This window comes from Tardiphaga sp. 768_D3_N2_1 (assembly GCF_052076105.1).
Classification (GTDB): domain Bacteria; phylum Pseudomonadota; class Alphaproteobacteria; order Rhizobiales; family Xanthobacteraceae; genus Tardiphaga.
Genome location: NZ_CP197245.1, coordinates 3078398 through 3103934 on the forward strand (window position 1 = coordinate 3078398; position 25537 = coordinate 3103934).

The 25537-nt window shown below is 61.9% G+C and carries 18 protein-coding genes; 6 read left to right on the forward strand and 12 right to left on the reverse strand.

Translation table 11 applies throughout. The annotated features are described in order from the left end of the window. Positions 1–236: 236 nt before the first annotated feature. The 4 genes from AB8A27_RS14420 to AB8A27_RS14435 form a co-directional block, all read right to left on the reverse strand. Complete coding sequence (locus AB8A27_RS14420; RefSeq protein WP_441242473.1) at positions 237–11285, reverse strand: filamentous haemagglutinin family protein; 11049 nt, start codon at positions 11283–11285, stop codon at positions 237–239. 162 nt (positions 11286–11447) lie between these two features. After that, a complete protein-coding gene (locus AB8A27_RS14425) occupies positions 11448–12422 on the reverse strand; it encodes a FecR family protein (protein ID WP_441242474.1) in 975 nt (324 codons plus the stop codon). A gap of 1 nt (position 12423) precedes the next feature. After that, complete coding sequence (locus AB8A27_RS14430; protein WP_441242475.1) at positions 12424–12984, reverse strand: RNA polymerase sigma factor; 561 nt, start codon at positions 12982–12984, stop codon at positions 12424–12426. After that, positions 12977–13672, reverse strand: coding sequence for a TonB C-terminal domain-containing protein (locus tag AB8A27_RS14435; RefSeq protein ID WP_441242476.1), 696 nt, complete (start codon positions 13670–13672; stop codon positions 12977–12979). Before AB8A27_RS14435 ends, AB8A27_RS14430 begins: the two co-directional genes overlap by 8 nt. 318 nt (positions 13673–13990) lie before the next feature. Between AB8A27_RS14435 and AB8A27_RS14440 the strand changes: the two genes are divergently transcribed. Continuing rightward, complete coding sequence (locus tag AB8A27_RS14440; protein WP_441242477.1) at positions 13991–15958, forward strand: cache domain-containing protein; 1968 nt, start codon at positions 13991–13993, stop codon at positions 15956–15958. Positions 15959–15971: 13 nt separating this feature from the next. Here the strand turns inward: AB8A27_RS14440 and AB8A27_RS14445 are convergent, their stop codons facing one another. The 6 genes from AB8A27_RS14445 to soxY form a co-directional block, all read right to left on the reverse strand. Further along, positions 15972–16361: a c-type cytochrome gene (locus AB8A27_RS14445; RefSeq protein ID WP_441242478.1), complete on the reverse strand. Its 390-nt coding sequence runs from the start codon at positions 16359–16361 to the stop codon at positions 15972–15974. 72 nt (positions 16362–16433) lie between these two features. Continuing rightward, positions 16434–17135, reverse strand: a complete 702-nt coding sequence (locus tag AB8A27_RS14450; protein WP_441242479.1) for a c-type cytochrome — start codon at positions 17133–17135, stop codon at positions 16434–16436. Beyond that, a complete protein-coding gene (soxC, locus tag AB8A27_RS14455; protein ID WP_441242480.1) occupies positions 17119–18399 on the reverse strand; it encodes a sulfite dehydrogenase in 1281 nt (426 codons plus the stop codon). Before soxC ends, AB8A27_RS14450 begins: the two co-directional genes overlap by 17 nt. 40 nt (positions 18400–18439) lie before the next feature. After that, positions 18440–20137 (reverse strand): thiosulfohydrolase SoxB, encoded by a 1698-nt coding sequence (soxB, locus tag AB8A27_RS14460; protein WP_441242481.1) that lies wholly within the window; start codon positions 20135–20137, stop codon positions 18440–18442. Positions 20138–20240: 103 nt separating this feature from the next. Further along, complete coding sequence (gene soxZ / locus AB8A27_RS14465; protein WP_441242482.1) at positions 20241–20570, reverse strand: thiosulfate oxidation carrier complex protein SoxZ; 330 nt, start codon at positions 20568–20570, stop codon at positions 20241–20243. Positions 20571–20615: 45 nt separating this feature from the next. Further along, positions 20616–21080 carry a thiosulfate oxidation carrier protein SoxY gene (soxY, locus tag AB8A27_RS14470; RefSeq protein ID WP_115029461.1) on the reverse strand — a complete coding sequence of 155 codons (465 nt, stop codon included), beginning with the start codon at positions 21078–21080 and terminating at the stop codon, positions 20616–20618. Between the two features lie 164 nt (positions 21081–21244). Between soxY and soxA the strand changes: the two genes are divergently transcribed. The 3 genes from soxA to AB8A27_RS14485 are packed head-to-tail and all read left to right on the forward strand — an operon-like array spanning position 21245 to position 23226. Continuing rightward, complete coding sequence (gene soxA, locus AB8A27_RS14475) at positions 21245–22069, forward strand: sulfur oxidation c-type cytochrome SoxA (protein ID WP_441242483.1); 825 nt, start codon at positions 21245–21247, stop codon at positions 22067–22069. A 10-nt stretch (positions 22070–22079) separates the two neighbouring features. Continuing rightward, positions 22080–22703 carry a sulfur oxidation c-type cytochrome SoxX gene (soxX, locus tag AB8A27_RS14480; protein WP_441242484.1) on the forward strand — a complete coding sequence of 208 codons (624 nt, stop codon included), beginning with the start codon at positions 22080–22082 and terminating at the stop codon, positions 22701–22703. 22 nt (positions 22704–22725) lie between these two features. Continuing rightward, positions 22726–23226 carry a GlcG/HbpS family heme-binding protein gene (locus tag AB8A27_RS14485; RefSeq protein WP_441242485.1) on the forward strand — a complete coding sequence of 167 codons (501 nt, stop codon included), beginning with the start codon at positions 22726–22728 and terminating at the stop codon, positions 23224–23226. Positions 23227–23257: 31 nt separating this feature from the next. Here AB8A27_RS14485 and AB8A27_RS14490 read toward each other — a convergent pair whose 3' ends face one another. Further along, positions 23258–23845 carry a SoxW family protein gene (locus AB8A27_RS14490; RefSeq protein WP_441242486.1) on the reverse strand — a complete coding sequence of 196 codons (588 nt, stop codon included), beginning with the start codon at positions 23843–23845 and terminating at the stop codon, positions 23258–23260. Positions 23846–23864: 19 nt separating this feature from the next. Continuing rightward, the gene (locus tag AB8A27_RS14495; RefSeq protein WP_441242487.1) at positions 23865–24608 is read right to left on the reverse strand and encodes a cytochrome c biogenesis CcdA family protein; all 744 of its coding nucleotides are present in this window, start codon (positions 24606–24608) and stop codon (positions 23865–23867) included. A 79-nt stretch (positions 24609–24687) separates the two neighbouring features. Here AB8A27_RS14495 and AB8A27_RS14500 point away from each other — a divergent pair, with 79 nt between their 5' ends. Both AB8A27_RS14500 and AB8A27_RS14505 read left to right on the forward strand, forming a co-directional pair. Beyond that, positions 24688–25056 (forward strand): thioredoxin fold domain-containing protein, encoded by a 369-nt coding sequence (locus AB8A27_RS14500; RefSeq protein ID WP_441242488.1) that lies wholly within the window; start codon positions 24688–24690, stop codon positions 25054–25056. A gap of 35 nt (positions 25057–25091) precedes the next feature. Then, entirely contained in the window at positions 25092–25469 is a 378-nt protein-coding gene (locus tag AB8A27_RS14505; protein WP_068731992.1) for an ArsR/SmtB family transcription factor, read from the forward strand. Positions 25470–25537: the final 68 nt, after the last annotated feature.

Sequence of the window (25537 nt, forward strand, 5' to 3'; positions counted from 1 at the left end):
GACAAACATCTTTCGGACCGATGGTCATTGTGACGGGGGCGATAAAGACGGCTGCGTCGTTCGCCGCAAGTCGCGCATCGATCGCGCATGCCGACGATCGATGCGTGCTTTCTCCCTTCAATCAGGGCTCAACGTCCGAGCAACCGACGGTCCCGAACTCCGCGGGCTAGCGAACGCCGCCCTGCCGGAATTCGCGGTGACAGAACAAGCATCCCTCCTGAAACAGCCCGCCGCCGCTAGCGACCCGCAAGTTTCCGCCTTTCCTCCTCGGTGAGCGCCTGCTTCTGCGTGTCGTTCAGCGGGCCATTGCCGACAAGCTGAATGACACTGTTCATATTATAGCTGCGCTGGTCGTTGGTCTTTCGACGGTTTTCATCGTCTCTTTGCCGATCTTCATTGGAGCCGCCGCCATAGCCGAGAACTTCGACAATGATGACCGAAGGTCGATCGCTGGGGCCAGTCTGCGTTGCTTCCTTGACGGCGTCGGCTGCAGATTTGTCCTTGGTTTCCACCGTGAGATTGACCGGCGGTGCAGAGACCTTCGGCATGCCTTTGGATTCGCCGCCAACCTTGATGTTGTCGGCGTTGAGCACGACCAACGCCGCCACTGTAAAGTTGCCACTGACCCGAATGCCCGCGTCGCCGGCATCAACGGTGCCGACCGGCGCAATCAGCGAGACGTCGCCCTCCTTGACACCCGTGAAACCGATGATGGTGCCGATGCCGCTGCCCGAAATGTCCGCAACTTCAAGCACCCTGGTGACGGCATCGAGGTCGGTCTTGATCTCGGGAGCCGACGGGACACGTGCCGTCTTCGCGCCGCGGCCGGCATCGATGTCGCCGAGCGTCGACCAGATCACTTCATCGCCGCCGGCAAAAGTAAGGATGCGTGAGCGATTCACCGTGACGCTGTCACGAGCGAAGACATCGATATTGCCGCTGCCGAGCGTGACCAGGCCGGCACCACTCGGCGGCTGCGTCCCGAGCGCCGCCACCTGCAAACCGCCGCCTGGCGTCAGCACATCGATGGCGCCACCGGCCATGGTGCGGAAGGTGGCGTTGCCGATCTTGACGTCGCCGCTCCAGTTCTTGCCCGGAAACAGCGTTTCGATCGCGGCATAGCCGCGGGCATAGCCGCCATTGATCGGCCGGCCGTTGGCATCCAGCGTCAACTGATCACTGCCGGCCGCCCTCAGCTCCTGCATATAGACCTGACGCAGGAAGCGCTGCTGGGTGAGACTGGGAAGCGCCTGAAACGCAGTCCAGGCGTCGTGCGGCGACAGCATCGCACCGGTGATATCATAGACGAAATGGATAAGGCCGATACGCACCAGGTGAGGTTCGCCCTTCCGCATCTCGTAAAGATCGGCCCAGTATGCCGGCAGGACTTCGTCCTGATACTTGGCCTTCAGATAGCCCGGCATCGCCGCGACATTGGCAGGATCGAGATAGGCTGCCATCAGAGCCGCGTAAGACGCCTGCTTGCCCTTCATGCCCGCTAGCACTGAAATGGCAGCGCCGTCACGTGGCAGGCCAAGAATTTCGCCCGTGGCCACCGGCCGATTGCTGCCATCGTACGAAGTGTTGCCGAGCGTCACGATACTGAAATCTGCACCGTAGACGTCGCGCCCGGCCGTGAGCACCACCGCACCAGGCCCCTGAACGCTGATGGCGCCGCCTATGATATCGTTGCCGGCTTCAAGCAGCGAAACGTCAGAGCGATGCACATTGCGCAACCGGTAGTCGATATTGCGAATGTCGGTGCCGGCGCGAAACCAGGTCTGCTCATTGGTGGTGATGGTCCCGAGCAATCTCTGGCTCAGATTGCGAGTCGTGCTTCCGATGAGCGATCCCGTGAGCGCGTAGATCTGGCTCGGCTCGTAGTCGTCCGCGTTCGGAAGTCTCGCAGGGTTTCCGAGCCGTTCGATGTAACTGATATAACCATTCGACCCATAGTAGTTGCCGCCGGATTCGGCTTTGTCGTTTAACAGAAGTCTCTGAAAACCCTGCTCCTGAAAATATGTCGAGCTCAGAACATCACCGGCCATAATCAGACTTAATGCCCCATAGCCACTCACCGGCATGAGGGCGGAGGGAAGCATCGCCGGTGTTGCCCGCGACATCACGATAGTTCCGGTCAGAACATTGTCCGACGCCAGCAATTGCAATTCGGGATTGGTCCCGGGAACAGTGAAAAACCGTGCCTGGTTGTCGATCGAGCCATTCAGCGCCGCGACGCGCGTCACGGACGGATACAGATTCACCGCCAACTGCCCGACGAGAGCATACGGATTATCGCCGTAGCCCGAGACCCCCTGGTTAACCGAGATATCGAGGTTCTTCGACAGGAACTGCCCCTGATTGACCAGCGTGACATTGCCGCCGACCGAGGCGATGTCCAGCGCGGTGCGCGCGGTGTAACCGCTCATATAAGCTTGCGAATAGAAGCTGGAATTAACGTCGCCCGGGTCGAGCAGCAATGGATCGAGCACGGTTTGCAGCCGCAGGTCGCCAGCGGTGCGCACGCGCATGCCGGCATCGCCCAGGGCAATGACCGGGGCAATCGCGTAAGTCTCCGTCAGCGTATCGGACCTGATGACCGTTAGCTCGCGCCCAACGGCGAATTCGCCAGCAGTAATAACGCCGGCGCCGCGGCCGACATAGTAGTAGCCGGCCCGGACGGCGCCCCCGGCATCAATGTTCATTAGACCACCGTTGCGCATCTCCAGCATTTTCGGATCAGCAACCGTCAGTCCGCCGGAGACACGGCCATTGGTCGGCAGCGCGACCAGCATGTTGACCAGATCGCCACCGGTAGAGACCGAGACATTGCCGCCGCCGAGCGCGCCGACACCCTGCTGGAACATGCTGTAGTCGATCCACCAGGAACTTTGCCGGCCAGCGACATAAGAGACGTAGTCCGAATCGATCTCACCCTGTCGTTTCAACCACTCAGTGAACAGCTGATTGTCGTGAGGGTTTGCCGGAAGCGTCGAACTGGCATTGCCTTGGGCCTTGATCGCCAGATTGCCACCGAACACGCCATAAGTAGCGTCCTGCGCTGCAGTGAAATTCGCGAGCGCACCATCTGCACGACCGGCGGTGTAGATCACGGCGGTATTGTGGGCGAGCAGCAGATCGCGTCCGGCTGCGGCGTCGATATCACCCGTGCCGGTGCGGACCTGAGCGCCGTTGGCACTGTTGCCGATGGTCAGCGTACCGCTGTCCGCAGCCAGCCCGGCCATCGGCGTCAGCGCGAGTGCGCTGGCCGATGTCAGGTCGGCGCCCGAGATCAGCCGCAGATTCCACGACGCCGTATCCTGCAGCACGCCGCTGCGGTCAGCAGCCGAGAAGCCATCGCTGATATTACCGAGGATGGTGAGATTGCCGGCGGCACGCAGCGTCAGCGTGCCCTCGCGGCTATTGGCGCCGAAGTCGCCGAACAGATTCCAGTCGGTCTCGGCGACCAGATCGCCGCTGCTGCGGATCTCGATGCCGGGCATCACCGCGATGCTACCGCTTGCATTGAGCCGCCCCGCTATCGCTGCGGCATGGCCGGCGAATGTGCTGGCGTCGGCGATCGCACCGCCACGAACCGCGTCGACCGAGTTGCTGTTGTAGACACTGACACCTTCCAGCACGGCCGAGCGCGCGCCGACGATGTTGGCCTGCAGGTTGCTCACGGCGATGTCGTCATGGTCTGCATTCTGCAGCGCCCTGAAACGCACCCTGCCGCCATCGCCGCCGGCCACGTCTATCGTGCCGCCACGGACGTCCAGCTGTCCCCCGCTGGCTTCCAGCGTCACCCGCCCGCTGCCGAGCGCGCCGGTGGCGCCGGCCTGCAGCAGCGTCGAACCCAGCATGGTCAGGCCATTGCCGGCACTGATCGCGATATTGCCGCCATATTCCGAACGCGCGTCGATGCTGCCCGCCAGCGTCACCGCGCCGGCGTCTGCGACCAGTGAGAAGTCAGCCACCGTGGTGGTGCCATCGATCACCACATTGCCCGAGCGAATCCGGAACTGACGCGCTGCCGTGAAGCCGGCCGCATTCAGCGTTTCACTCATCGCAGCGAAAGCCGGGAGCGCTGCAATATCGAGCGCGAACGAACCGCCCTTGCCGCCGATACCCGCTTGTGCAGTAATCGTGCCGCCCAGCAGCACCGTCCCGCCGCCCGAGGCAGTCAATGTGAGGCGGCCTGCGCTGCCACCTTGCGCGGGCGCTGCGAGATTGAGCCTGGAGCCTGCCGCAAGCCGCACCGAACCGCCGACCGCGGTCAGCGCGATGCTGCCGGCATCAGCATATTGCGCAACATCGAAGAACTGCTTCTGAAAGCCGCCGACATCGATCACCGCGCCGCTACCAACCGTGACATCGCCAGCGGTCGCCGTCAGGTTGACCGCGCCGCCGAGCGCAAGAATATGACCGCCGAAATCGACGCTGGCACCGGTCAGTGCGAAGCGCGTACCGAGGCTGTCCTCCGGCGTGGCCAGCGTGCCGCCGCCGCCCGCCACGCGCAGCGCACCGGTCGTTACAACGGATTGCGATGCGCCACCGCGGCCGGTCATCAGCGGGGCGGTCAAACTCATCGCCGCGCTGCCGCCATCGATGCTGCCATTGCCCTGCCCGACGATCTGCCGCGACGCGGTCAGCGCGACGCTGTCGAAGCCGCGCAGCGCCTTGCTGCCGGCGCCGAGCACGATCTCATTCGCATTCAGCGCCAGTTGCACGTGTCCCGTACCAGCCGGTTCGATGAAGCTACCGCCGCTGTTGTCCAGCGTCAGGCTATCGCCGGTGACCACGATCGTGCTGCCGCCATAGCCAACCAGGCCTGCGGAATCCAACGTCACGCTCTTGAGGCCAGCGCCACCAAGATCGACCGAGGTGTAGAAATCCACCGTGCTGTAGCTGCGCAGCGTCAGTCTCTGGGTGTTGGCCAGTTGCGCCAGCGTCGCCGCATCCAGCACAAGACCGGTAGCGCCGCCACCGAATCCGATCCGGCCACTGGCCAGCGATAGAGCAGCACCTGACAATTTCGCACTGCCGGCCACCACCGTATTCTGCGTCGCATCGATCAGCAGCGCTTTGCCACCTGCAAGCGTTACATTCGAACCGATGGTGACGACACCGCCGATTGTGGTATCGACGTTTTCGCGCAGCACCTTGACGGCGTCGCCGTTCGAGAGACGGATCAGCGCGCCGTAATCCTTGGATGGGCTCAGCAGCACATCATTCGAAGGATCGCCGTCGTTCCCGCTGCGATCGCCATAGACCGCCTTCACCTGCGGTGCCATCACCAGATCGCTGCTACTGCCCGACGTCTCGCCCCTTGCAACGATGACGCTGCCGTCATCGACACGGACAGTCGCGGTGCCGGCCAGCAGTATCTCCGGTCCGACCAGCGCAGATCCTGCATCGTTGCGCACCACGACATCGCTGGCGCTGACATCGACGAGGAGACCTCGCGCCGTGCCGCTGCGGCTGCCACCGATCAACAGACTGCCGGCGCCGAAATTGCTGAGCGATGTCGCGTCGATGACCAGATAGCCAGCGAGATCGCTGCGATCCTGCCCGGAGCCGACGATCGCGATCTTTGTCCCGGCGATATCCACCAGACCGCCGCGTCCGCCCGGGCCGGGCTGCGACAGCAACCGGCCGTCCAGCACGAGATCGCTTGTCGCCTTGAACACCACCGAGCCGCCGTCGACCGGCAGGCGTGGCGTGACCACGTCGACGCCGGTCAGTCGATACTGGCTCAGTTTGAACGTATCGGAGGCGAAGAAGTTGTTGGCATAAGCTTCATTATATTCGCTGTAGCGGCGCAGCGTGGTCCCCGACATGATCCGCCAGGACGAGCTCTGCTGCTGATAGCCACCGCCATAACTATCGGCACGGTAGCCGCCCATCACGATTGAGCCGTCCGCGAGAGTCGACGACGTCCGGACTGCCTTGCCCTCCGAGCCTTTCAGCAGCGACACGGCGTAAGCGCCCGGCAGCAGCGCGTAGCGCGCCGGCAGCAGAGTATACCAGCCCGCGGCCAGACCGCTGCCGCCAGCCAGCCAGATCCGGTCCTGGGATGCGGTGGCAAAACTGGTCGCCGGCATGATCGCGTACATGCCGGCCTGGGACAGCACATCATGCGAGCCACCGGGCCCCGCCACGCTTTCCCAGGCATAGAGATCGCCGCCGCCACGAATATCCAGCACTGAGCCCGCCGCCAGCTTCACATTCGGCGCGTTCAGCGTAATCTTCTTCTCGGGTAGCTGGCTCAGCGTTGGCGTCGGATTGCTTGTCGTCGGCGCTGTGACCGGATCCTTCCAGAATTCGTTGTTAACCAGGGTGCCATAAGGCAGTACGAGCCCGTCGCCTGAGACCGAAGTAATGCTGCCGGCGCCGAGCGTGATCGTGTCGGTGGCGACAAGCGCGATGCTGCCGAACGGCGCACGCACAACGCCGTTTTGCACGATCACCGGTGCCTGCAGGCTCAGCGAGCCGGCCGCCGACAGCGGCAGTGCCGAACTTCCATTGGGTTCGATCACCAGTTCGGTGCCAGCCTCGATCGAGGCTTGAATGCCGGTCGCGGGATAGACCTGACCGACCTTCAATTCGAGGCGACCGTCGGCTGTGAGCGAGGAACTGCGTCTCGTTGCGATGCTGGTCAACAGGCCGCCCATGCGCAATTCGCTCGCCACCAGTTCGGTTTCGGCGAAGCCGCTAAAAGCGGTCTGCGTGACGTCGATCAGGTCGGCGGTCACGACAAACTTGCCGGTACCAGCGGCGCCGGGCGATCCGGAGCCGCTCAGCAAGGCGACATAGGGTGCGGTCAAGCCAGCCGTGCCTGCACCGCTGCTGCTGATGGCGCCGGCAACCGTGATCGACTTGCCGAATGTGAGATTGATTCCAGGTCCAACCAGGAAGCCGGTGGCTTCGACGTTGAGATTAGCAAAGCCGCCATTGTTGATCGTTCCGGCAGAGACCTTGGTGACCTTGATGCTTGCCGTCGGCAACACAAGCCGCTGAGTGGCGCCGGGATCGGTATAGAAATTCTTCTCGAGCAATGCGAGCTGCGCCGCGTTTGTCTGCATAATGGACGACAAGGGTTGACTGATGCCGGTCGGCGTTGTTCCGGAATTCAGATCGACGATCGCCAACCCGCCGCCACGGGTCAAACCGCTGGTTGCCGAGTAGATCGCCGAGCGAACCGTGCCGTATCGGAACGCCGTATCGCTCCCGGAGCTATACTCGTGATAGACGTCAAGATTGGCGCGCGTATTGAGCGAGACGATCGCACCGCTATTTCGGTCGATGTACCAGATGGTCGCTGGGAGTAGCGTCTGCGTGGTTTCCTCCGGCATCGACAATACTGCGATATTGATCGTGCCACCGATCGCACCGGCACCGCCGGAATGACCGACGAAGGTGCCGTCGATCAGATCATTGGCGGCGCCACTCAGGCGGAGGTTGATGGTGCCGCCATTGCTGGCAAAAGCTGTCGTTGCAACAGTGCGGCCGACCACCAGATCGATCTCGCCGCTGGTACCCGAAACGTCGATGAGAGATCCATTTTCGATATTGGTCGCAATTCCGCTGGACAGAGCAACGCTGCCGCCATCGAGTATTTTTCCGGATCGGAGCCCGTAGCTGTCGGTCTCGATCGCCGACGCGCCGCGCGCCAGCAAGGCGGCGCCCGAGGCCAGCGTGATGTGGCCGTTGGTCGACAGACTGATGCTACCTGCCGGCGCGTCAACCGTGCCGCGTACGATGACATCGCCTGGAATGTTGGCCCCCGTGCCGGGATCAGTGGCGCCAGCAGACGTCAGGCTGATACTGCCGCCAATATCCGTGCGTAGCAGAGAGCTCGCACCAATGGTTACATTGTTTCCAGTGAGCACCAACGACGTCGGGCTGTGTGCAATGCGATCCGCCAATGGCAGCGCCGCAAGCTTGCCGATGCGTGTCATTGGTGTGCCCGAAGCATAGGACGCCAGACTGACGCCGGTGAGATCGATGCTAAGCGGCAGCTGGCTGACAATGGCGCCATCGGCAACGGTGATATCGCTGGTGGTCGTGAGCGCCAGTGAACGAAAGCCGCGATCGCCATAGAGCGACGTCGAGAGCATCAGCACCGACGGATCGGTCGCGGCAACGCCGCCGAGTTGTACCTTTGAGTCCGTATAAATGACGAGCGAGCCACCCGAGCCGGCTGCATAGCCGCGCAGGTCGAGGCGCGACAATTGCTCGCCATCGGCAACGCGCAGCGAAATAGTACCGGCATCGCCAACCTTGAGCTTCGGCTTGGTGCCGCTTCTGTCATACCAGCCACCGCCGGACACATCGAGGATGACGCCATCCGCGAACGTGCCCCAAAGCTGGATGCTGCCGCCCCTGATCACCGGCGCCGCGCCGGATGCATCATTGACCCACAGGCCGCTGACGTCGATCGACGAGCCAGCGCCAAAGGTCGCCTCTGCGCCCAGAACGACCGCACCGCCGGCGATGCGAATGCTGCCATCGACGGCGAATGTTGCAGGATAGCGGCCGCTGGAATTGGCAAGGATGGACAGGCTGGTGCCGGGCGCCAGCTCCAGCTTCTCGCCCTGCCCAAGCGAAAATCCAGACGCCACATGGATATTCAGCTTGGCGAAATTCGCCGCCGCCAGTACGCCAGAATCGAGATAGGTTACCTTTTGGTCCGGCGTGCGATTGCCCGGATCATTGGGGTCGAGAATGACCCCGGGCGTGTACCAGAGTGGGTCGAGCACCGACGTCGCGCCGAATCCCTCAGGCAGCCGCACGGGATTGCTGGCGATGACAAGATTGCCAATCAACCACGAACGATACTCATCGCCGAGACCGCCGGTCGTAAAGCTCCCGCCGCTGGCAAGCTTGCCTGATGCGCGCTGACGCTCGCCGATAACGGTGCCACCCCAGTAGCCGCCCTCGAGCACGACCGCTTCGGCGACGTTGATACGGATCGCTCCGGCGTTGCGGCCCTCGGTGTAACCCTGCTCGAAACGCCTGCTCTGGCTGCGATCGAGTACGCTGTGCCAGGTTTCGGTGAGGCGCACATCGATCTCGCCTTGCACGCGATGCACGCGCGAGAAACTGCCTGCCAGACCGACATACAGCCTGTCAGGCGTCGCATCGCCGATGTCGTAGATACGCCCATCGGCACCGCGCAGTTTTGTAGTTGTGATCCAGCCATCGGCATAGCGCACCGAACCGCCGGACACATCGAGCAACGAGCCCGCGCGGGTGATCAGCGAACCGCTCGATTTGATCGAGATCATCCCAGCCGTGGTGGACAGCTCACCCAGATTGGTCTTGCCGACGCCGATCCAGCCGGAGAAGTCGCCGAGCGGTGTACCGACCCATTTGCCCGGAGAGCCGTCGATCCAGGTGACGCCAGCCATCGGACCGTCGCCGAACAACCCGCTGACACGCTTGTCAACACTGACCGTCAGGCCGCGCAGCCAGGATTCGCGATACAAGGGCGAGTCGCGCAATTCGTTGATGCGGAATTCGCCAGTGACGGTGTTGCTCTCCATCGTCAGCAACACATCCTGAAGACCCGCGACGCTGAGATAGGCGTCCTCGCCGATATAGATGCGGCTGCCGTCGCGAATATTCTTCTCGCCGGTGATCGGCGTGTCGCCTGCCGAAGCCAGCGTGCTGGCGACGATGCTGATGGTGCCTGCCGGTGCGATGACGTTGGCCCGGGGCTCGATGTCGATATCCTTGCCGCGCAGTTCGATACGACCGGCGCTATATCGCGTCGCCAGTGACGACAGTTCAATCATACTGGTATCGCTGAGATCAGGCATCGCCGTGGTGACGCTGCCGGAGCCCAGCACCAGGCTGCCGGTCGACCAGTATTGTAGCGGCGATCCATCCGGCATCGAACTGCCATAGGCCATCATGCCCTGCCCCCAGGCCTGCAGCCGGATTGAGCCGTCGCGGTTGTTCAAGGCAGTCGAAGCCTGCAGCGCACCGTTCTGGACAATGCTTTGCGACATCAGGGTGATGTTGCCGTGATCCGCCCGCACCACACCGTCATTGACCACGCCGTAACCCACCGAGGCAGCACGCGCCGCCATTTCGGGGAGAACGATATTCCTGAGGTCTCCTGTAAATACGCCGTTGTCGTAATTGCCGAGCCCCGCCGCAGTCGCCATGTGGTAAAAGTCGAACACCCAGCGCATCGGTGCCGAAACGGCGACATCGAGACCGCGTACATTGAGCGACGACATCAGATAGACCTGCTCGCCCGCGGCCATGATCACCTGGCCGTCCGGCGCGCTGATGGTGCCGGCATTGACGACACGCGGCGCGAATATCAGTGCCTTGCCGCCGCTCTGCGTGGTGATCTGCGCACCCGCGTCGACCCGGACGTCGCCGGGAGGCGCACCGATTGCAATCGGCGCAGTTTGGCTAGGATCGTTCAGCGGCACAAACATGTTGCTGTTCTGCTGCCCGAGATAGCCGAATTGCGGCTTTCCGATGCTACTGCCCGACGGATCGTCGAAGATCATCAGCTGTTTGTTGATGCCTGCGCGGAATTGCTCGTCCGACAGGCTCAGCGAGGACGCGACGAAACTATTGACGTTGACCTGCGACGCCCCGCCGAACACGATGCCATTCTTGTTGATGACATAGACCTGTCCTTCGGCCTTGATGGTGCCAAGGATACGACTTGGCGCCAGCGATGGATCGGTGACGCGATTGAGTGCGATCCAGTTGGCGGCATCACCGCCGCCCGCCTTTTGATTGAAGTACAGATCCGTCTCGCGGCCGACATTGAAGCTCGACCAGTTGAGGATGGCCTTCTGCTCGGTCTGCTTGATCTCGACCTGGGTCCGGCCGCCGCTATTGCTCTCGGTCGGCAGATTGGCGCCTGTCCAGACACCCGGCGCCGTGCCAGCCCCCGGTGCGACGACCAACCCGCCGGATGTCAACCCATTGGGAACAAGATTGTTCTGGGTCGCGAGTGCCGAGCCGCGGGCTGCACCTTGTAAAGATCGCATGCTCTCAAGCGCCTGCGCGGCCCGCGACATCGACTCCAGCGCCTGTCTTGCGGTCGCCGACGACTGCTGCGCACTCAGCGCCGCGGCCGTCGCTGCGATCGTCGCCGGGTTCGTCGTTGTCGCACCATTCCCGAGACTTTTTGCTTCTGCCAGGGAAATAGACCCCAGCAGTGCCATGGCGCTTACGCCCGCGAGCAGCTTTCTGCCGTCGAAAGACTTGCTGGAATAGGACAGGCGCGAAACGACGGAATGAACGACCATGAGGGCTCTCTTGCTTCCAGGGCATGCGAGGCCGCGTCAGAACATGTCCGACGAAGACGACCTCGTTGCTGAGACACCCGGGGCAGGCTCCGCCCTCAATGGATTTTTATGAATGTTTCGTGTCAGCTTGTATGGTGGCGCGATCACAACCGCGCCGGCCCATCAGCTGAGAAGGATCAATCCGCCCGGCAGGGTTCGGCGGCGCACGCCGAAGCCCAGCTCGATCTGCGCCAACGCGTCATCGGGGCGGTCGATCTTGAACTGGCCATTGACCGGGCTTTGCGCCAGACTCGCATTCATCAGAACGATCCGACCGGAACGATAACGGTTCAACTCGTCGATGACTTCGGCGAGCGGCGTCATGTTGAAGATCATCAATCCGCGTTGCCAAGCCGAAACCACCACCGGGTCGATCGTCACCACATCTTCAATCGCATCGGAGCGATAATTCACCTGCTGTCGCGGCTTGAGCATGATGGTGCGGTCTGGATGTTCGACCTGAACCTCATTTGCCAGACATGTCACGCGGATCGTCGTGCCCGTATGGCGAACATCGAAATGAGCATTGACCGCCGACGTTCTGCCTGTCCCCGCCACGATGCTGAATCGCTTTGAGCTGTCACCGGGCATGGCGAATGATGCTTCGCCGGCAATCAATTCGATCGCATCCGCGGCGATGGAAATGCTGGTTCGGGCATTCATGTCGATCGACAATCCATCGGTGACGGCAATCTGGCGCCGTTCACCGGCACCGGTCCGAAAATCCGCCTGCAATTCGGAATAAGACGGCCATAGCCCCAGCGGCGGACGCGCGATCAGCACCCCGGCTGCAGAGGCAGCCAGCGCACCACCGATGAATGCGCGGCGTCCCATCAGCTTGGGGCGCTCCAACTGCGGCCGCGCGCGTGCGGCCCGTTCGTCCGCGGCCAGACTCTCACCGACAGGACCCAGGGCCTGCCAGAACTGGCTCGCGGCTGAAAACGCCGCGGCATGTGCGGGGCTCCGGCCGCACCATTGCCGCAGCGCCGCTGCATCCACAGCCGTGGCTTCCCCCGACGTCAGTCGCCTGACCCAGGCGTGGGCCTCACGATCCAGCGGCGACAATTCGCCAGCGTCCTGTTCGGTCTCGACCATCATCTCAGGCCTTCGTCCGGCCGAAGCGCGTCGCGCAATATTCCTGTGCCTGTCTCAGTTCCTTCTCGACCATGCTGGTCGAAATTCCGAAACGTTCCGCGATCTGCTGTCGGGACAAACCTTCCAGGCGCACCGCCAGGAGGATGGCGCGCTGGCGCGGCGGCAATGTCGCGATGACGCCCTTGAGCCGCAGCATGTCGGCCCTGCCCTCGAATATCTGCAACGCGTTCGGCGCATCGTCCGCGATATGAAGCAGATCTTCGACGTCGGACGCCGACAGGCGGCGATTTTCGGCACGCAGGCGATTGACGGCAATATTGAATGCCGTGCGAAACAGATAGGCCGTCGGATTCCGGATCGTGCCGGCAATCTCGGCGGCGCCAAGCCGCAGATAAGTGTCCTGAAGAGCCTCCTCCGCCCATTCCTGCGAGCCGAGACGACGCGCCAGGCGCATTTTCAGATCGCCGTAACGGTCGATCAGAAGCGTCTGCAACCCCGCTAACGCAGATACATTCTGCCTGGAGGGCAGCTCATCATCACCGAGCGAATCCGACTTCTCAACCATGGCGTTGACCGGATTCAACCGAGCGACACTCCACAGCGCCTCCTGCCGATCTTGGCAGAATGATCATCGTGAACGGCTGCGCCATCGGCGCTGGAGGTGCTTCGCCGACAACCATTCCCTGCAAGGCGCCCATAATGGCACGGTCGCGCCGCTCTGTACCGGAAGAGCCAAGCAGCCTCAGCTGCTGGATATTTCCTTCCGGGCCGATCCGAAAGCTCAGCGCAATACGATAGTCGCCGGGCCGCGCATCTACCTGTGCGCATAATGAATCATTGACCTTCGCCTGCAGTAGCCCGGAATAGCGCTGCTGCAGGGAGTCCTGCTGTGATAGCGCAGCATGGGCGATGGACGATGCTGTTCTGATCACCGGAACTTCATCTCGTGCAGGAACAATCACAAAGGCATTTGGCGCTGCATATTCAACAATGAGATTGCTGTCTTGCAACAGTAACAAGAGTGCGGCGGCAGGGGTAAACCGGCCTGCGACCGCCTTCGACATGCGCCCTATAGCAAGATTGCCGTGGTAAAGACCAACGATACCTGTCGCCGCACTGTATTTTTCCAGCGCAGACACAAGCGGCTGTGACGGAATATCGAACCAGAGTTCGGTGCCCTGCGCAGGCGTGTCCGACAGTGCCGCACTCGGGAGAATGATAGCAGTCAGGATATTGAACCAAAGAGCGAGCACCCGGAGCTGCCGTAGGGGTTTCGGGCAGACATTTCGCCTTGCCGCCTCACGCGAACACACCTCGCAACACCCCAAACCGCGCAACTTCGTTCAACCCAGCGGTCAGGCACCGCCGATCGTCCAGTACCTTACTATTGTTCTTGTGATGGATTGGTGACGCCAGGCGCAAGGCACCCTTCCCGGGCTTTGCGCGGGTCGCCTCGGCGATCTGCAAGCATCTGACAGATCGACCGTATTTTAACCTATTCAATCTACAGTTGACCGAAGACTCGTCAGAAGTTGAGTAGTTCGGCGCGACGCCGCCAGATGGAACAAGACATGCTTGCAAATCTGAGCTTGAAGGCCCGCATTACAGCAGCACTCGCAGCGTCTGCGGCAGCAACCGCCCTCGCTGTGCTTTTCGGGGCCATGTGGATCATCGGCGGCATCGTCGATCGGGCCGATCGCAGTGAACTGCAAGGCAACTACGATGCCCTGCAGTCGCGATTGATGCAGGAATCCCGCCGGGCGGCGGCCATGAGCGCCGTGGTCGCAACTATTCCAGCGGTGCAGGACGCCGTCGCACGTAACGATCGCGATGCGCTGTTGCAGTTGTTTGGACCGGGCTTTGCCCAGCTCAAGTCGGACTACGGCGTCGACCAGTTTCAATTCCATACGCCAGCGGGATTATCCCAGTTCCGGGTGCATCAGCCTGCCAAGTTCGGCGACGACCTGACCGGCTTCCGCAAGACTGTGGTCGTGGCCAACGCGACAATGAAACCCGTTGTTGGCCTGGAAGGCGGCGTGGCCGGCCTTGGCATTCGCGGTGTCGTACCTGTTGCCCAGAAAGGCAAACATCTCGGCACCGTCGAGTTCGGGCTTACCTTCGGACAGGGCTTCTTCGATGAGTTCAAGCGCGCGCGCGGCGTCGACGTCGCGTTCTATCTTGCGGGAAATGAGGGCTTCAAGACATTCGGCGGCACGCTGGGCACCACGAGTTTCTTCGACGCCGACGCCTATCGCAGCGCCACGAACGGCAGTTTCATCGTCCGGCAGGGCGAGATGAAGGCGATACCTGTGGTCGCCCTGCTGGGGCCCATCAAGGACTTCTCCGGCCAATCCATCGGCGCCGTCGAGATCGTCATGGACAACAGCGAATATACGGCGTCCATCGCGCATGCGCGTCTGCTGGTCGCCGGTATCGCGGCGATCTGTCTGGTGCTGGCTGTCGCCGGCGGCCTTCTGATTGCCCGCGGCATTTCGCGACCAATTCTTGCGATCACGCAGGCGATGCGCGAACTCGCCGAAGGAAATCTGTCGGTCGCCCTGCCGCAACATCGCGGCAAGGACGAAGTCGGCCAGATGGCGCAGGCGGTCGAGGTCTTCAAGCAGAACGCGATCCGCGTCAGCCACTTTCAGGCTGACCAGGATGCGAGCGCTGCACGCGCCGAACAGGAAAAGCGCGCGATCTTCGCCTCGCTCGCCGACAGTTTCGAGGGCAACGTCCGCAAGGTCGTCGACCACGTATCGTCGGCCGCGGCGGACATGCAGAACACGGCGCAGTCGATGTCGTCGGTGGTCGAACAGTGCCGGATCCAGTCCAACGAAGTCTCCGATGCATCCCAGTCCGCCACCGACAATGTGCAGACCGTGGCCGCAGCGTCGGAGGAACTCTCCTCCTCCATCGGCGAAATCAACCGGCAACTGGCGCAATCCTCCGCTGCGGTCGGAAAGGCCGCTGAGAGCGGACGGCGCTCCAATGCCCGCATGCAGAGTCTGGCCGCAGCGGCCCAGAAGATCGGCGAGGTCGTCGCCTTGATCAATCACATCGCCAGCCAGACCAATCTTCTGGCGCTGAATGCCACGATCGAGTCGGCGCGCGCCGGAGAAGCTGGCAAGGGATTTGCTGTCGTGGCCGGCGAGGTCAAATCGCTGGCGACGCAGACTGCCAAAGCGACCGAGGATATCCGCGCCCAGATCGCGTCGATCCAGAACGAGACCAATGCCGCCGTTGACGAGATTCAGGCCGTCTGCTCCACCATCGACGAAGTCGACAAGATTTCATCGGCCATCGCCGCAGCCATTGAAGAACAGGGTGCTGCAACCCAGGAGATCGCCCGCAACGTCAATCAGGCAGCGGCGCGTACCGACGACGTGTCTCGCAATATCTCCAGCGTAACATCAGGCATTTCCACCACCGGCTCCGCCGCGCAGGACGTGCTGGGCTCGGCGACAAAACTCGCATCGCAATCGGAAGTGCTGCGCAGCGAAGTCGACCGCTTCCTGGCGAGCATCAGGGCCGCTTAGGAAGCGACAGCGCCTAGCCGCCCTTCTTGCCGTCTGCCGCGAACTGCTTCAGGAACGCGGTGAGATCCTTGATCTCCTGCTCGTTCTTGATGCCGGCAAAGCTCATCTTGGTGCCGGGGATCTTGCCCTTCGGGTCCTTGATGTAGTCGGTGAACACCTGATCATCCCAGGTCAGGCCGGAATTCTTGTTGGCGTCGGAATAACCATAGCCCGCAACAGTGCCGGATTTGCGCCCGAACAACCCGTTCAGGATCGGCCCCACGGTGTTCTTCGCGGTCTCGCCGACCTGATGGCAAGCGCGGCACTTGTTGAAGGACTTCTCCCCGGCTGCAACATCCTGCGCCATGGCATCGGTTGTCATCAGTGCGAACGACAAAGCGAGCAGCGAAAAGCGAAACGTCATCCTGGTCAAACCTCGATTGTGATGATTGTCGTGGCGTATCCACGAAGGCGGCACGTCAAGAGTGCCGTCGCACTACTCGACCTTGGGGCCGGACTTGCCGTCAGGCGTGACGTCGATGGACATGGCCCGCCCGGTCACCTTCGGCGCCGGCCGGCAATCCTTCATGCACGGGTTCTTGTTCCAGAAATGCTTCTCGGATGTCTCGCGATCGTCTTCGAAGAATGCTGCAGCGTTCGGCATCTTGATCGACGTGAAGTTCTTCTCGTTGAGTTCGAATTTCTCGTCCTTGACGATATCGTTCATGCTGAGAATGTAGGCCGTCAGCGCATAGACCTCGTCATTGGTCAGCGACTGCGCATTGCCATAGGGCATCGCACGCTTGATGTAGTCGAACACGGTGGACAGATCGGGCCAGAACGAACCGACGGTCTTGTCAGGCCGGTCGGCCTTCAATGTCCCGGCACCGCCGGCAAGCACCGGCCATCGACCGACGCCTTGTCCGAATTCGCCGTGACAGGACGCGCATTTCTCCTGAAACAGATCATCGCCCTGCTTCACGGTGCCCTTGCCGACCGGAAGACCGCGCCCGTCCGGCCGCACATCGGTGTCCCAGGCCGCGATTTCCTCAGCCGTGGCCGCCCGTCCCAGCCCGAGCTTCCCGGTAGGCTTCGCGACCTCGCTGCCCGCCATCTGCTGGGCAGAACTCTCACCGCCGCTGCCACCGAGCAAGAGCACCGTCAATGCGAGTGCGAGAACACTAGCCGATTTCGACATTTTCAGTCTCCCCGCCCGAACGCACCAGCCAGGTCTGAATGCCGTTATTGTGGTAGATCGAATTGACGCCGCGCACCTTACGCAGCTCGTCCTTCGATGGCTGCACATAGCCGGTGGAATCGATGGCGCGGGACTGGATCATCAGCTCCTGCCCGTTCCAGTCGAAATCCACATAGAAGCGCACCACGGACTTGTCGAAGACCGGACCATCGATCCGCGCGGTCTGCCAGTTGCGCCCGCCATCCATCGAGACATCGACGCGCTTCACCGTGCCGCGGCCGGACCAGGCCAGCCCGCTCAGCACATTGCGTCCCTTGTGCTTCAATGGCGCCTGCGGCGACGGATTGGTCACCACCGACTTCGCGTCCATCACGAATGTATGCTTGCGGGAATTTCCGTCGGCCAGCAGATCCGTATATTTCGACGTCTCCTCGCGGGTCTGCCACGGCTGGTCGCCCGCCTCGATGCGGCGCAGCCACTTGACCCACAGATTGCCTTCCCAGCCAGGGATGACCGCACGCAGTGGATAGCCCTGCTCCGGCCGCAGCGCCTCGCCATTCATCGCAAAAGCGAGCATGACATCGTTCAGCGCCTTCTCGATCGGCAGCGAGCGATTCATGCCGGCGGAGTCGGCGCCTTCCAGCATCAGCCACTTGGCATTCGGCTTCAGCCCGGCTTCATCCAGCAGCACTTTCAGCGGCACGCCGGTATACATCACGTTGTGGATCATGCCGTGGGTGAACTGGCAGCCATTGAGCTGGCTACCGCGCCATTCCATGCCCGAATTGGCGGCGCATTCCAGGAAGTACACCTTGTTGACGCGCGGCATCCGCTTGATGTCGTCCATGGTGAACACCAGCGGCTTGTCGACGAGGCCATTGATCATCAGGCGATGATCCGCCGGATTGATCTCGGCCACGCCGCCATGGTGACGCTCGAAGCACAAACCGGACGGGGTGATGATGCCGTCGAGGTCGTGCAGGGGCGTGAAGTTGACCGAGGATTCCGCCGACGCGGTCAGCCAGGGAACGTCGCGCCGGATCACATTCTTTTCGAATTTCGACGGCACGCCGTAAGGATGCTTGTCGACGCCGTCGCCGAGATACCGCTGCCAGTCCTGTACGTCGGTGATGAGCGCTTCGGATTTCGCCGCCTCACCCGCAAGCGCAGGCATCGCTGACAATGCCGCACCTGCACCGGCCAGAGCTGCCGCGCCAAGGAAGCGACGGCGATTGAGCGTTTCCATTGAGGTTCGATCAGTCATGCGACAAGCTTTCGTATCTCTGCAATGCGACGGCCAGCGATCAGGCCCCGGTCACCTTGACGGCGGTGTTGGGTTCGATCTTCACGGTCGACACCTTCGCCACATGGGCCGCGACCACGTCCCAGATCGGCGGCCCCTGCGTGTTCTCGTTGATGCTGGCCCAGCCCGAAACCGTGTAGGTCTTACCGGCCTCGATCGGCTTGCCGGACTTCAGGTGAGTCATCCCGGAAATGCGCGATCCCATCGGCTTGGACACATCGATCGCGTAGCCCATGCCGCCCATGCGGACCATGTCGCCACCACCCTGGAAATACGGATCGGGATGGAAGATGTTGTCGGCGACGTCCTCCAGCACTTCCTTGATCTGGGTGCCGGTCATCTGGTTGCGATAGCAGTTCGGATAGGTGATCGCGGTGGCGTTGGTGATCTGCTCCCAGGTGATCGCATCGCCAGGGATCAGCGTGCCGCCCCAGCGGAAGCCCGGCGACAGCACGATCTCCGCATCGCGCTCCGCCATCATGGCGTTGCAGATCAGATCGTCGAAGGTGCCGTTGAAATTGCCGCGGCGATACAGCAGCGAATCCGTCTTGCCGATCTCGCGCGCCAGATCTTTGGCGAAAGGCGCCCTCACCTTCTCGACCAGCGCCGTCATCGCCGGATCGGGTTTGATCGCATCGGCAAACACCGGCATCAGCTTGAAGCGGACATCCGAGACCTTCTTGTCCTTCACCTCGATATCGAGGCGCGACACGAACTTGCCGTGCGAGCCGGTCGCGACCAGCACCGTATTGCCGACCTTGATCAGGCCGGGCATGGCGTCATGGGTGTGCGCCGTGAGGATAACGTCGAGCCCCTTCACGCGGCCGGCGAGTTTGCGATCGACGTCGAAGCCGTTATGCGAGAGCAGCACGACGATGGAGGCACCGGCGGCGCGGGCTTCATCGACCTGCTTCTGGATATCCTCCTCGCGAATGCCGAATTCCCAGTTCGGGAACATCCAGCGCGGATTGGCGACGGCCGTGCGCGGCAGTGCCTGACCGATCACGGCGATAGTTGCGCCGCCGCGCTCGAACATCTTGCGCGCCTCGAACACCGGCTCCTGCCATTCGTTGTCGCGAATGTTCTGAGCGAGAAACGCGAAGGGTGCGCTATCGGCGATCTGCTTGACGCGCTCGGCGCCATAGGTGAATTCCCAATGGCCGACCATGGCATCCAGCTTCAGGGCCGACATCACATCGACCATGTCCTGCGCCTTGGTCTGCAGTGACGTCCAGCTACCCTGCCAGCTATCGCCACCATCCAGCAGCAGCACCTTGTCGTCGCCGCGCTCGGCGCGCACGGCGCCGATCAGCGTCGCGATGCGATCCATGCCGCCCATGCGGCCATAGTTTTTCGCAAGCGCGACGAAGTCATCGGCGGTGAGCGCGAAAGCATCGGCCGAGCCCGCCGCGATCTTGAAGTAGTTGCGAAACTCGGCATCCGTGAGATGCGGCGGCATGCCCTTCACTTCGCCGACGCCGAGATTGACCGACGGTTCGCGGAAATGCAGCGGCATCAGTTGCGCATGGGTATCGGCGACATAGAGGATCGTCACCGTGCCCAGCGGATCGAACCGCAGGATATCGGCCTGTGTCAGGCGTTGCTGGGCAGCAGCCCGACCCAGTGGGCCAAGGCCGCCACCGATCGTCAGCGCAGACGCAGCCGCCGTCGCTTGCAGGAAATCCCGCCTCGATATCATGATCCACCTATGATCCCTTCCGGTATGGAAGGGTGAATGTTCAGAAGAACGTCAGATCCAGGGTCTGCAATTCCAGGATCTGCGATTCAAAGCCTGCAATCCGTCAGGCCACGGTCAGCTTGTTGGTCGCGACATAGTCGGAGCCATCGTCATCCTTCCAGGTGAAGGTGAACTCGCCGGACTCCGTCGCCTTGTAGAAAAACGACTGATAGGGATTGGCCGAGATGGCGGGATTCCAGTCGGCCTCGAACACCGTCTTGCCGTTGAAGGCGGCAGTGAACTTGTTGATGATCTTGCGCGGCACGACCTTGCCGGACGCATCCTTGCGCTGGCCGGATTCCATTTCGTGAGAAATCAGCGTCTTGATCTCGATCAGCTCGCCCGGCTTGGCCTGGGTCGGAACGCGAACGCGCGGGGTTGGTTTGGTTGCCATGGGAAAGTCCTCGCCTGATAAATCTGTTCTGTGAACGCCGCGCGACTAGCCGCCGCAGCCGCCGATCGTGACTTTCACATTAGCCTTCGCCATGTGCAGCTTGCCGTTGGACATTTCGGCGATGCAGACGATGTTCTGTGTTTCCGCAAGACGCATGCGGGTCGATGCCGAGGCCTTGCCGCAAGCCGGCGTGAACCGGTAGCTGACGACGGCCGGCAACGGATTGCCCTCGGCGAACACATGCACCGACTTCACATAGTCGGCGTCGGTCATCGGGCTTTCGACATCGACATTGACCGGGACAACGAGACCGTTCTCGGCAATCTCGGGCACGTCGAGCTTGATCTTGCCGCTTTCGAATTTCTTGTCGCCGTACAGTTTCTTGATTTCGGCGGCGACGGCCTGCTCGTCGGCCAGCGACAGTCTGGGAGCGAGGATTGCTGCGAGACCGGCGATCGCGGCCATGGCCAGCGTTTCGCGACGGGTTTTCTCGACCGACTTCAGAACCATGGGTGTATCCTCCTGCGGGATTTGGACAATCCCTTTACAATAGTATCGCTTGACGATTCCAAGTCTGATCTATCTTATCTGGGACATATCATTATATTCTTTTTTTTGAATGTAAAGATCTGAAATGCACAAGTGCCGCAGAGACGGCGATGTGGAGGGGACAAATGAGGAAGACCGCCATCCGGTCAGCAGCAGCGGCCATTCTGGTACTCTGCGCGGGCACCTTCGCCATTCATGCCCAGGACGCCAGCGAGAAAGAGATCGAGCGTTATCGCGAGATGATCTCCGACCCGATGTCCAATCCCGGCTATCTCGCCGTCGACCGCGGCGAAGCGCTGTGGGGCGAAGCCCGCGGCACCAAGAACGTATCGCTGGAAACCTGCAATCTCGGTCTCGGCGCCGGTAAACTCGAAGGCGCCTTCGCGCAATTGCCGCGCTACTTCGCAGATGCCGACCGGGTCATGGACCTCGAACAGCGCCTGTTGTGGTGCATGCAGAACATTCAGGGCCTCGATACCAAGGATGTCATCGCGCGTCGCTTCTCGGGTCCGGGCCGTGCATCCGACATGGAAGACCTCGTCGCTTTCATCGCCAACAAGTCGAACGGCATGAAGATCGACATTCCGCTGAGCCATCCCAAGGAGCAGGAGATGGCGGCCGTCGGCGAAGCGCTGTTCTATCGTCGCGGCGGCGTCAACGATTTCTCCTGCGCGACTTGCCATGCCGACGAAGGCAAGCGCATCCGGCTGCAGGGGCTGCCGAACTTCTCCAAGCCCGGCAAGCCGGCGCAGGAAACCATGGGCGGCTGGCCGACCTATCGCGTCTCGCAGGGCGCGCTGCGCACCATGCAGCATCGGTTGTGGGACTGCTTCCGCCAGCAACGCTGGCCCGTGCCGGAATACGGCTCGGACGTCATCACCGCCCTCACCTCTTTCCTGCAGAAACAAGCGGTGGCCGGCGAACTCAACGTTCCGTCGATCAAGCGATAAGGAGCCCGGAATGAAACGCGTTTTGACACTCGCCGCGCTCGTTCTCGCAGCAGGCTTCTCGATGACGGCCGCATCAGCGCAAACCGCCAAGGCGCCGGATCCGGCTCTCGTCGATGCCTATATGAAATCGACCTTCGGCAAGGCGCCGCCGGAGTGGCAGGCGCGCATCGAGCCGGATGAGACGCTGAAGACCTGCAACGCCTATCATAATGAAGTGCCCAGCGCCGAGGCCGAGAAGATCACCGCGCGCGAACTGGCGCGGGTGGTGTATCCCGCCGATGGCAAATTCCTCGGCAACTGGAAGGAAGGCGCGAAGATCGCCAATAACGGTCGCGGCGGCCAGTTCTCGGATCCGCCTGACACCGTCAGCGGCGGCAACTGCTATGCCTGCCACCAGATGGAGCAGAAGGAAGTCAGCTACGGCACGCTCGGGCCGAGCCTGACCAATTACGGCAAGGATCGCAAATACGATCCGCAGGAAATCAAGAACGCCTTCACCAAGGTCTACGACTCGCAAGCCGTATTCGCCTGCTCGAACATGCCGCGCTTCGGCATCAACAAGGTGCTGAGCGAGCAGCAGATCAAGGATATCGTGGCTTTCCTGTTCGACCCGGAATCGCCGGTGAACAAGTAACGCGAACCGGGAGTGAATCGACATGACGAAGAGAAACGTGTGGTTTGCCGTCGTCCTGTCGATGTTCACATCGTCTGCAGCAAGGGCCGAGGAAGCCGTCGTCAGCTACAAGTCCCTCGGACTTGAGCTGGCGCTCGACGCTGCGCGTGCGGCGCTGAAGGAGTGCCAGAAGCGCGGCTATCAGGTTGCCGTTGCCGTGGTCGATCGCTTCGGTACACCGCAAGTCCTGCTGCGCGATCGCTTTGCCGGGCCGCACACGCCACCGACAGCAACCGGCAAGGCATGGACTTCGGCGACCTTCCGCAACAGCACGACCGAACTCAATGCGATCAGCCAGCCCGGCATGATGCAGGCCGGGCTGCGCAACCTGCCAAATGTGGTGATCATCGGTGGTGGCATGATGATCGAAGGCGGCGGTTCGATGCTGGGCGCCATCGGCGTCTCGGGCGCGCCCGGCGGCGATGCCGACGAGGCCTGCGCCAAGGCGGGCATTGCCGCGATCCAGGACAAGCTCGACTTCTGAGCGCGCCTTTATCGGCGAAGCCGCGTCGCGGCTACGCCTGCTTCTTCAGCCACTCCGGAAATGGCGCTGTCTCATAGCCCTTCTGGCGCACGTAACGGAACATCGCGAGAAACTCCACGGGCTCCAGCAGCCCGGGCATGCGCGCGACTTCCCGCGCCTGCCCGCTTTTCGCAGCCAGCCCCGCGACGCTCTCCGGAAAGAACTGGATCGTCGGGGTGAAGCGAATGCCATAGGCCTCGCCAAAGGCCTTCTCGCCGCGCTTGCGGCCGTCGAAATCCGTCACCTCTCGTGCGCCGATATGATTGAGATGCAGGATCTCGAAATTGTCGCGGATATAGGTCTCGATCTTAGTATCGGTCATGTAGCTTTCATGCATGCGCTTGCAGGCCGGGCAGCCCTTCAGCCCCCACATGATGGCGAAGCGCTTGCCCTTGGCGGTCGCGCCCGCCAGATCCTCGGAGAGATCGAGGAAGCTCTCCAGATACCAGTCCATCTGGTAGAGCCCGTCATCGCCGAGCGTCGCTTTCGCAGATGCCGGCGCCGTCCGTAGTCCGACCATGCCGATACCGAGCGCCGCGAGCGCGTGCCGTCTGGTGATCACGCCAGTTACCTCAGACATTCGAACCTCCCTGTCCGCATCATCCGATCGTGCCAAAGGCCGGAAAGGTCTCCAGCAACCAACCTGAAATGCGCGGCATCGCGCCAGTCAAAAACAGAACGCCGGTCAGGACAAGACCGGCACCGATCACCTTCTCGATAGCCAGCATATGCTGACGCAGCCGCGCCATCAGACGCATGAACGGCCCGGAAAACAGCGAGGCCAGCATGAAGGGAATTCCAATCCCCATCGCATAGGCCGCAAGCAAAAGCGCGCCCTGTGCCGGCGCACCTTCAGCGCCTGCGACCATCAGAATGGCGGCGAGCACCGGACCCACGCAGGGCGTCCAGCCGAAAGCAAAAGCGAGTCCCACCAGATAGGCGCCAAGGAAACCGGCAGGCTTGCGCACCGCCTGAAAGCGCGCTTCGCGAAACAACAGCCCGATCCTGAAGATGCCGAGAAAGTGCAGCCCGAGAATGACGATCAGCAGACCGGCGATGATGCCCAGTGTCTCGAAATGCGCCGTGATCGCCTTGCCGATCAGCGATGCCGATGCGCCCAAGGCGACGAAGACCGTCGCAAACCCCAATACGAACGCAAAGGACAATGCGACCACGCGCGTGTTCGGGCGCCAGCCGTCCTGCCCACCGCGATCGTCGAGTTCATCCAGGCTGACGCCTGCCAGAAAGCAGAGATAGGGCGGCACCAGCGGCAGGACGCATGGCGACAGGAACGACAACAGCCCTGCGCCCAGCGCACCAAGGAACGAAATTGAGGACACCACGGCGGATCCGGTTCTGGCATAAATATTCGAATTCGTGTATATGTAGCACATGACGCGGAAATTGCCTCTGAAAACCTCGTTGATCGCAACTTTGTTGGTGATGACCGCGGCGCTGTCGCCGCGCATCGCCGATGCGTCCGAACTACTGATGTTCGAGCGCGACGGCTGCGTCTGGTGCGCGCGCTGGAATCGCGAAATCGCTCCGGTCTACGACAAGACCGACGAAGCCAGACTTCTTCCATTGCGCCGCATCGATATGGATCGCGACAAATCGCCGGGCGTCGCACTGGCGTCGCCGGTGCGTTTCACACCGACCTTTCTGATCGTGGACAACGGCCGCGAGATTGGCCGCATCACCGGCTACATGAACGATGAATCCTTCTGGAGCCTGCTCGGGAAGTATGCCGCCAGACTGACCAGCTCACAGCCCAACGCCAATCGTTCCTGATCCTCTTCAAACATTCGCGGGATACGCGCGCTGCCATGGCCTCCATCATTCCATCCGAACTCGAAGACGAACTGCGCGACGGTGCGGAATATTCGCCCGAACTCGACCAGTTGATGCGCAAGGCCCGCAAAGCCAGCAATTTCCTGAAAGCGATCTCGCACGAGAACCGCCTGCTGCTGCTGTGCCTGCTGGCGGAGCGGGAACGGTCGGTGTCCGAACTGGAAAACATCCTGTCGCTGCGGCAGTCAGCGGTGTCACAGCAACTCGCGCGTCTGCGCTACGACGGCATGGTGGAGACCCGCCGCGACGGCAAGACGATCTATTACAGCCTGGCCAATGACGACGTGCGAAGCGTCATCTCGGTCATCTACGATATTTTCTGCGCCACACCGGCGCCGACCAAGAAAAAATAACGCCGCCGATCCGGCAGGCGGAGGAGCGCGGCCCGTAAGGCCAGCGCACCTCACATCGGGAGGAAACC

Excerpts from the sequence above, each read along its gene's own strand:
- AB8A27_RS14425 (WP_441242474.1), bottom strand. The coding sequence starts at position 12,422 with ATGATGGTCGAGACCGAACAGGACGCTGGCGAATTGTCGCCGCTGGAT.
- AB8A27_RS14420 (WP_441242473.1), bottom strand. The coding sequence starts at position 11,285 with ATGGTCGTTCATTCCGTCGTTTCGCGCCTGTCCTATTCCAGCAAGTCT.
- AB8A27_RS14445 (WP_441242478.1), bottom strand. The coding sequence starts at position 16,361 with ATGACGTTTCGCTTTTCGCTGCTCGCTTTGTCGTTCGCACTGATGACA.
- AB8A27_RS14450 (WP_441242479.1), bottom strand. The coding sequence starts at position 17,135 with ATGTCGAAATCGGCTAGTGTTCTCGCACTCGCATTGACGGTGCTCTTG.
- soxZ (WP_441242482.1), bottom strand. The coding sequence starts at position 20,570 with ATGGCAACCAAACCAACCCCGCGCGTTCGCGTTCCGACCCAGGCCAAG.
- soxY (WP_115029461.1), bottom strand. The coding sequence starts at position 21,080 with ATGGTTCTGAAGTCGGTCGAGAAAACCCGTCGCGAAACGCTGGCCATG.
- AB8A27_RS14485 (WP_441242485.1), top strand. The coding sequence starts at position 22,726 with ATGACGAAGAGAAACGTGTGGTTTGCCGTCGTCCTGTCGATGTTCACA.
- soxC (WP_441242480.1), bottom strand. The coding sequence starts at position 18,399 with ATGACTGATCGAACCTCAATGGAAACGCTCAATCGCCGTCGCTTCCTT.
- AB8A27_RS14440 (WP_441242477.1), top strand. The coding sequence starts at position 13,991 with ATGCTTGCAAATCTGAGCTTGAAGGCCCGCATTACAGCAGCACTCGCA.
- AB8A27_RS14430 (WP_441242475.1), bottom strand. The coding sequence starts at position 12,984 with ATGGTTGAGAAGTCGGATTCGCTCGGTGATGATGAGCTGCCCTCCAGG.
- soxA (WP_441242483.1), top strand. The coding sequence starts at position 21,245 with ATGAGGAAGACCGCCATCCGGTCAGCAGCAGCGGCCATTCTGGTACTC.
- soxX (WP_441242484.1), top strand. The coding sequence starts at position 22,080 with ATGAAACGCGTTTTGACACTCGCCGCGCTCGTTCTCGCAGCAGGCTTC.
- soxB (WP_441242481.1), bottom strand. The coding sequence starts at position 20,137 with ATGATATCGAGGCGGGATTTCCTGCAAGCGACGGCGGCTGCGTCTGCG.
- AB8A27_RS14505 (WP_068731992.1), top strand. The coding sequence starts at position 25,092 with ATGGCCTCCATCATTCCATCCGAACTCGAAGACGAACTGCGCGACGGT.
- AB8A27_RS14490 (WP_441242486.1), bottom strand. The coding sequence starts at position 23,845 with ATGTCTGAGGTAACTGGCGTGATCACCAGACGGCACGCGCTCGCGGCG.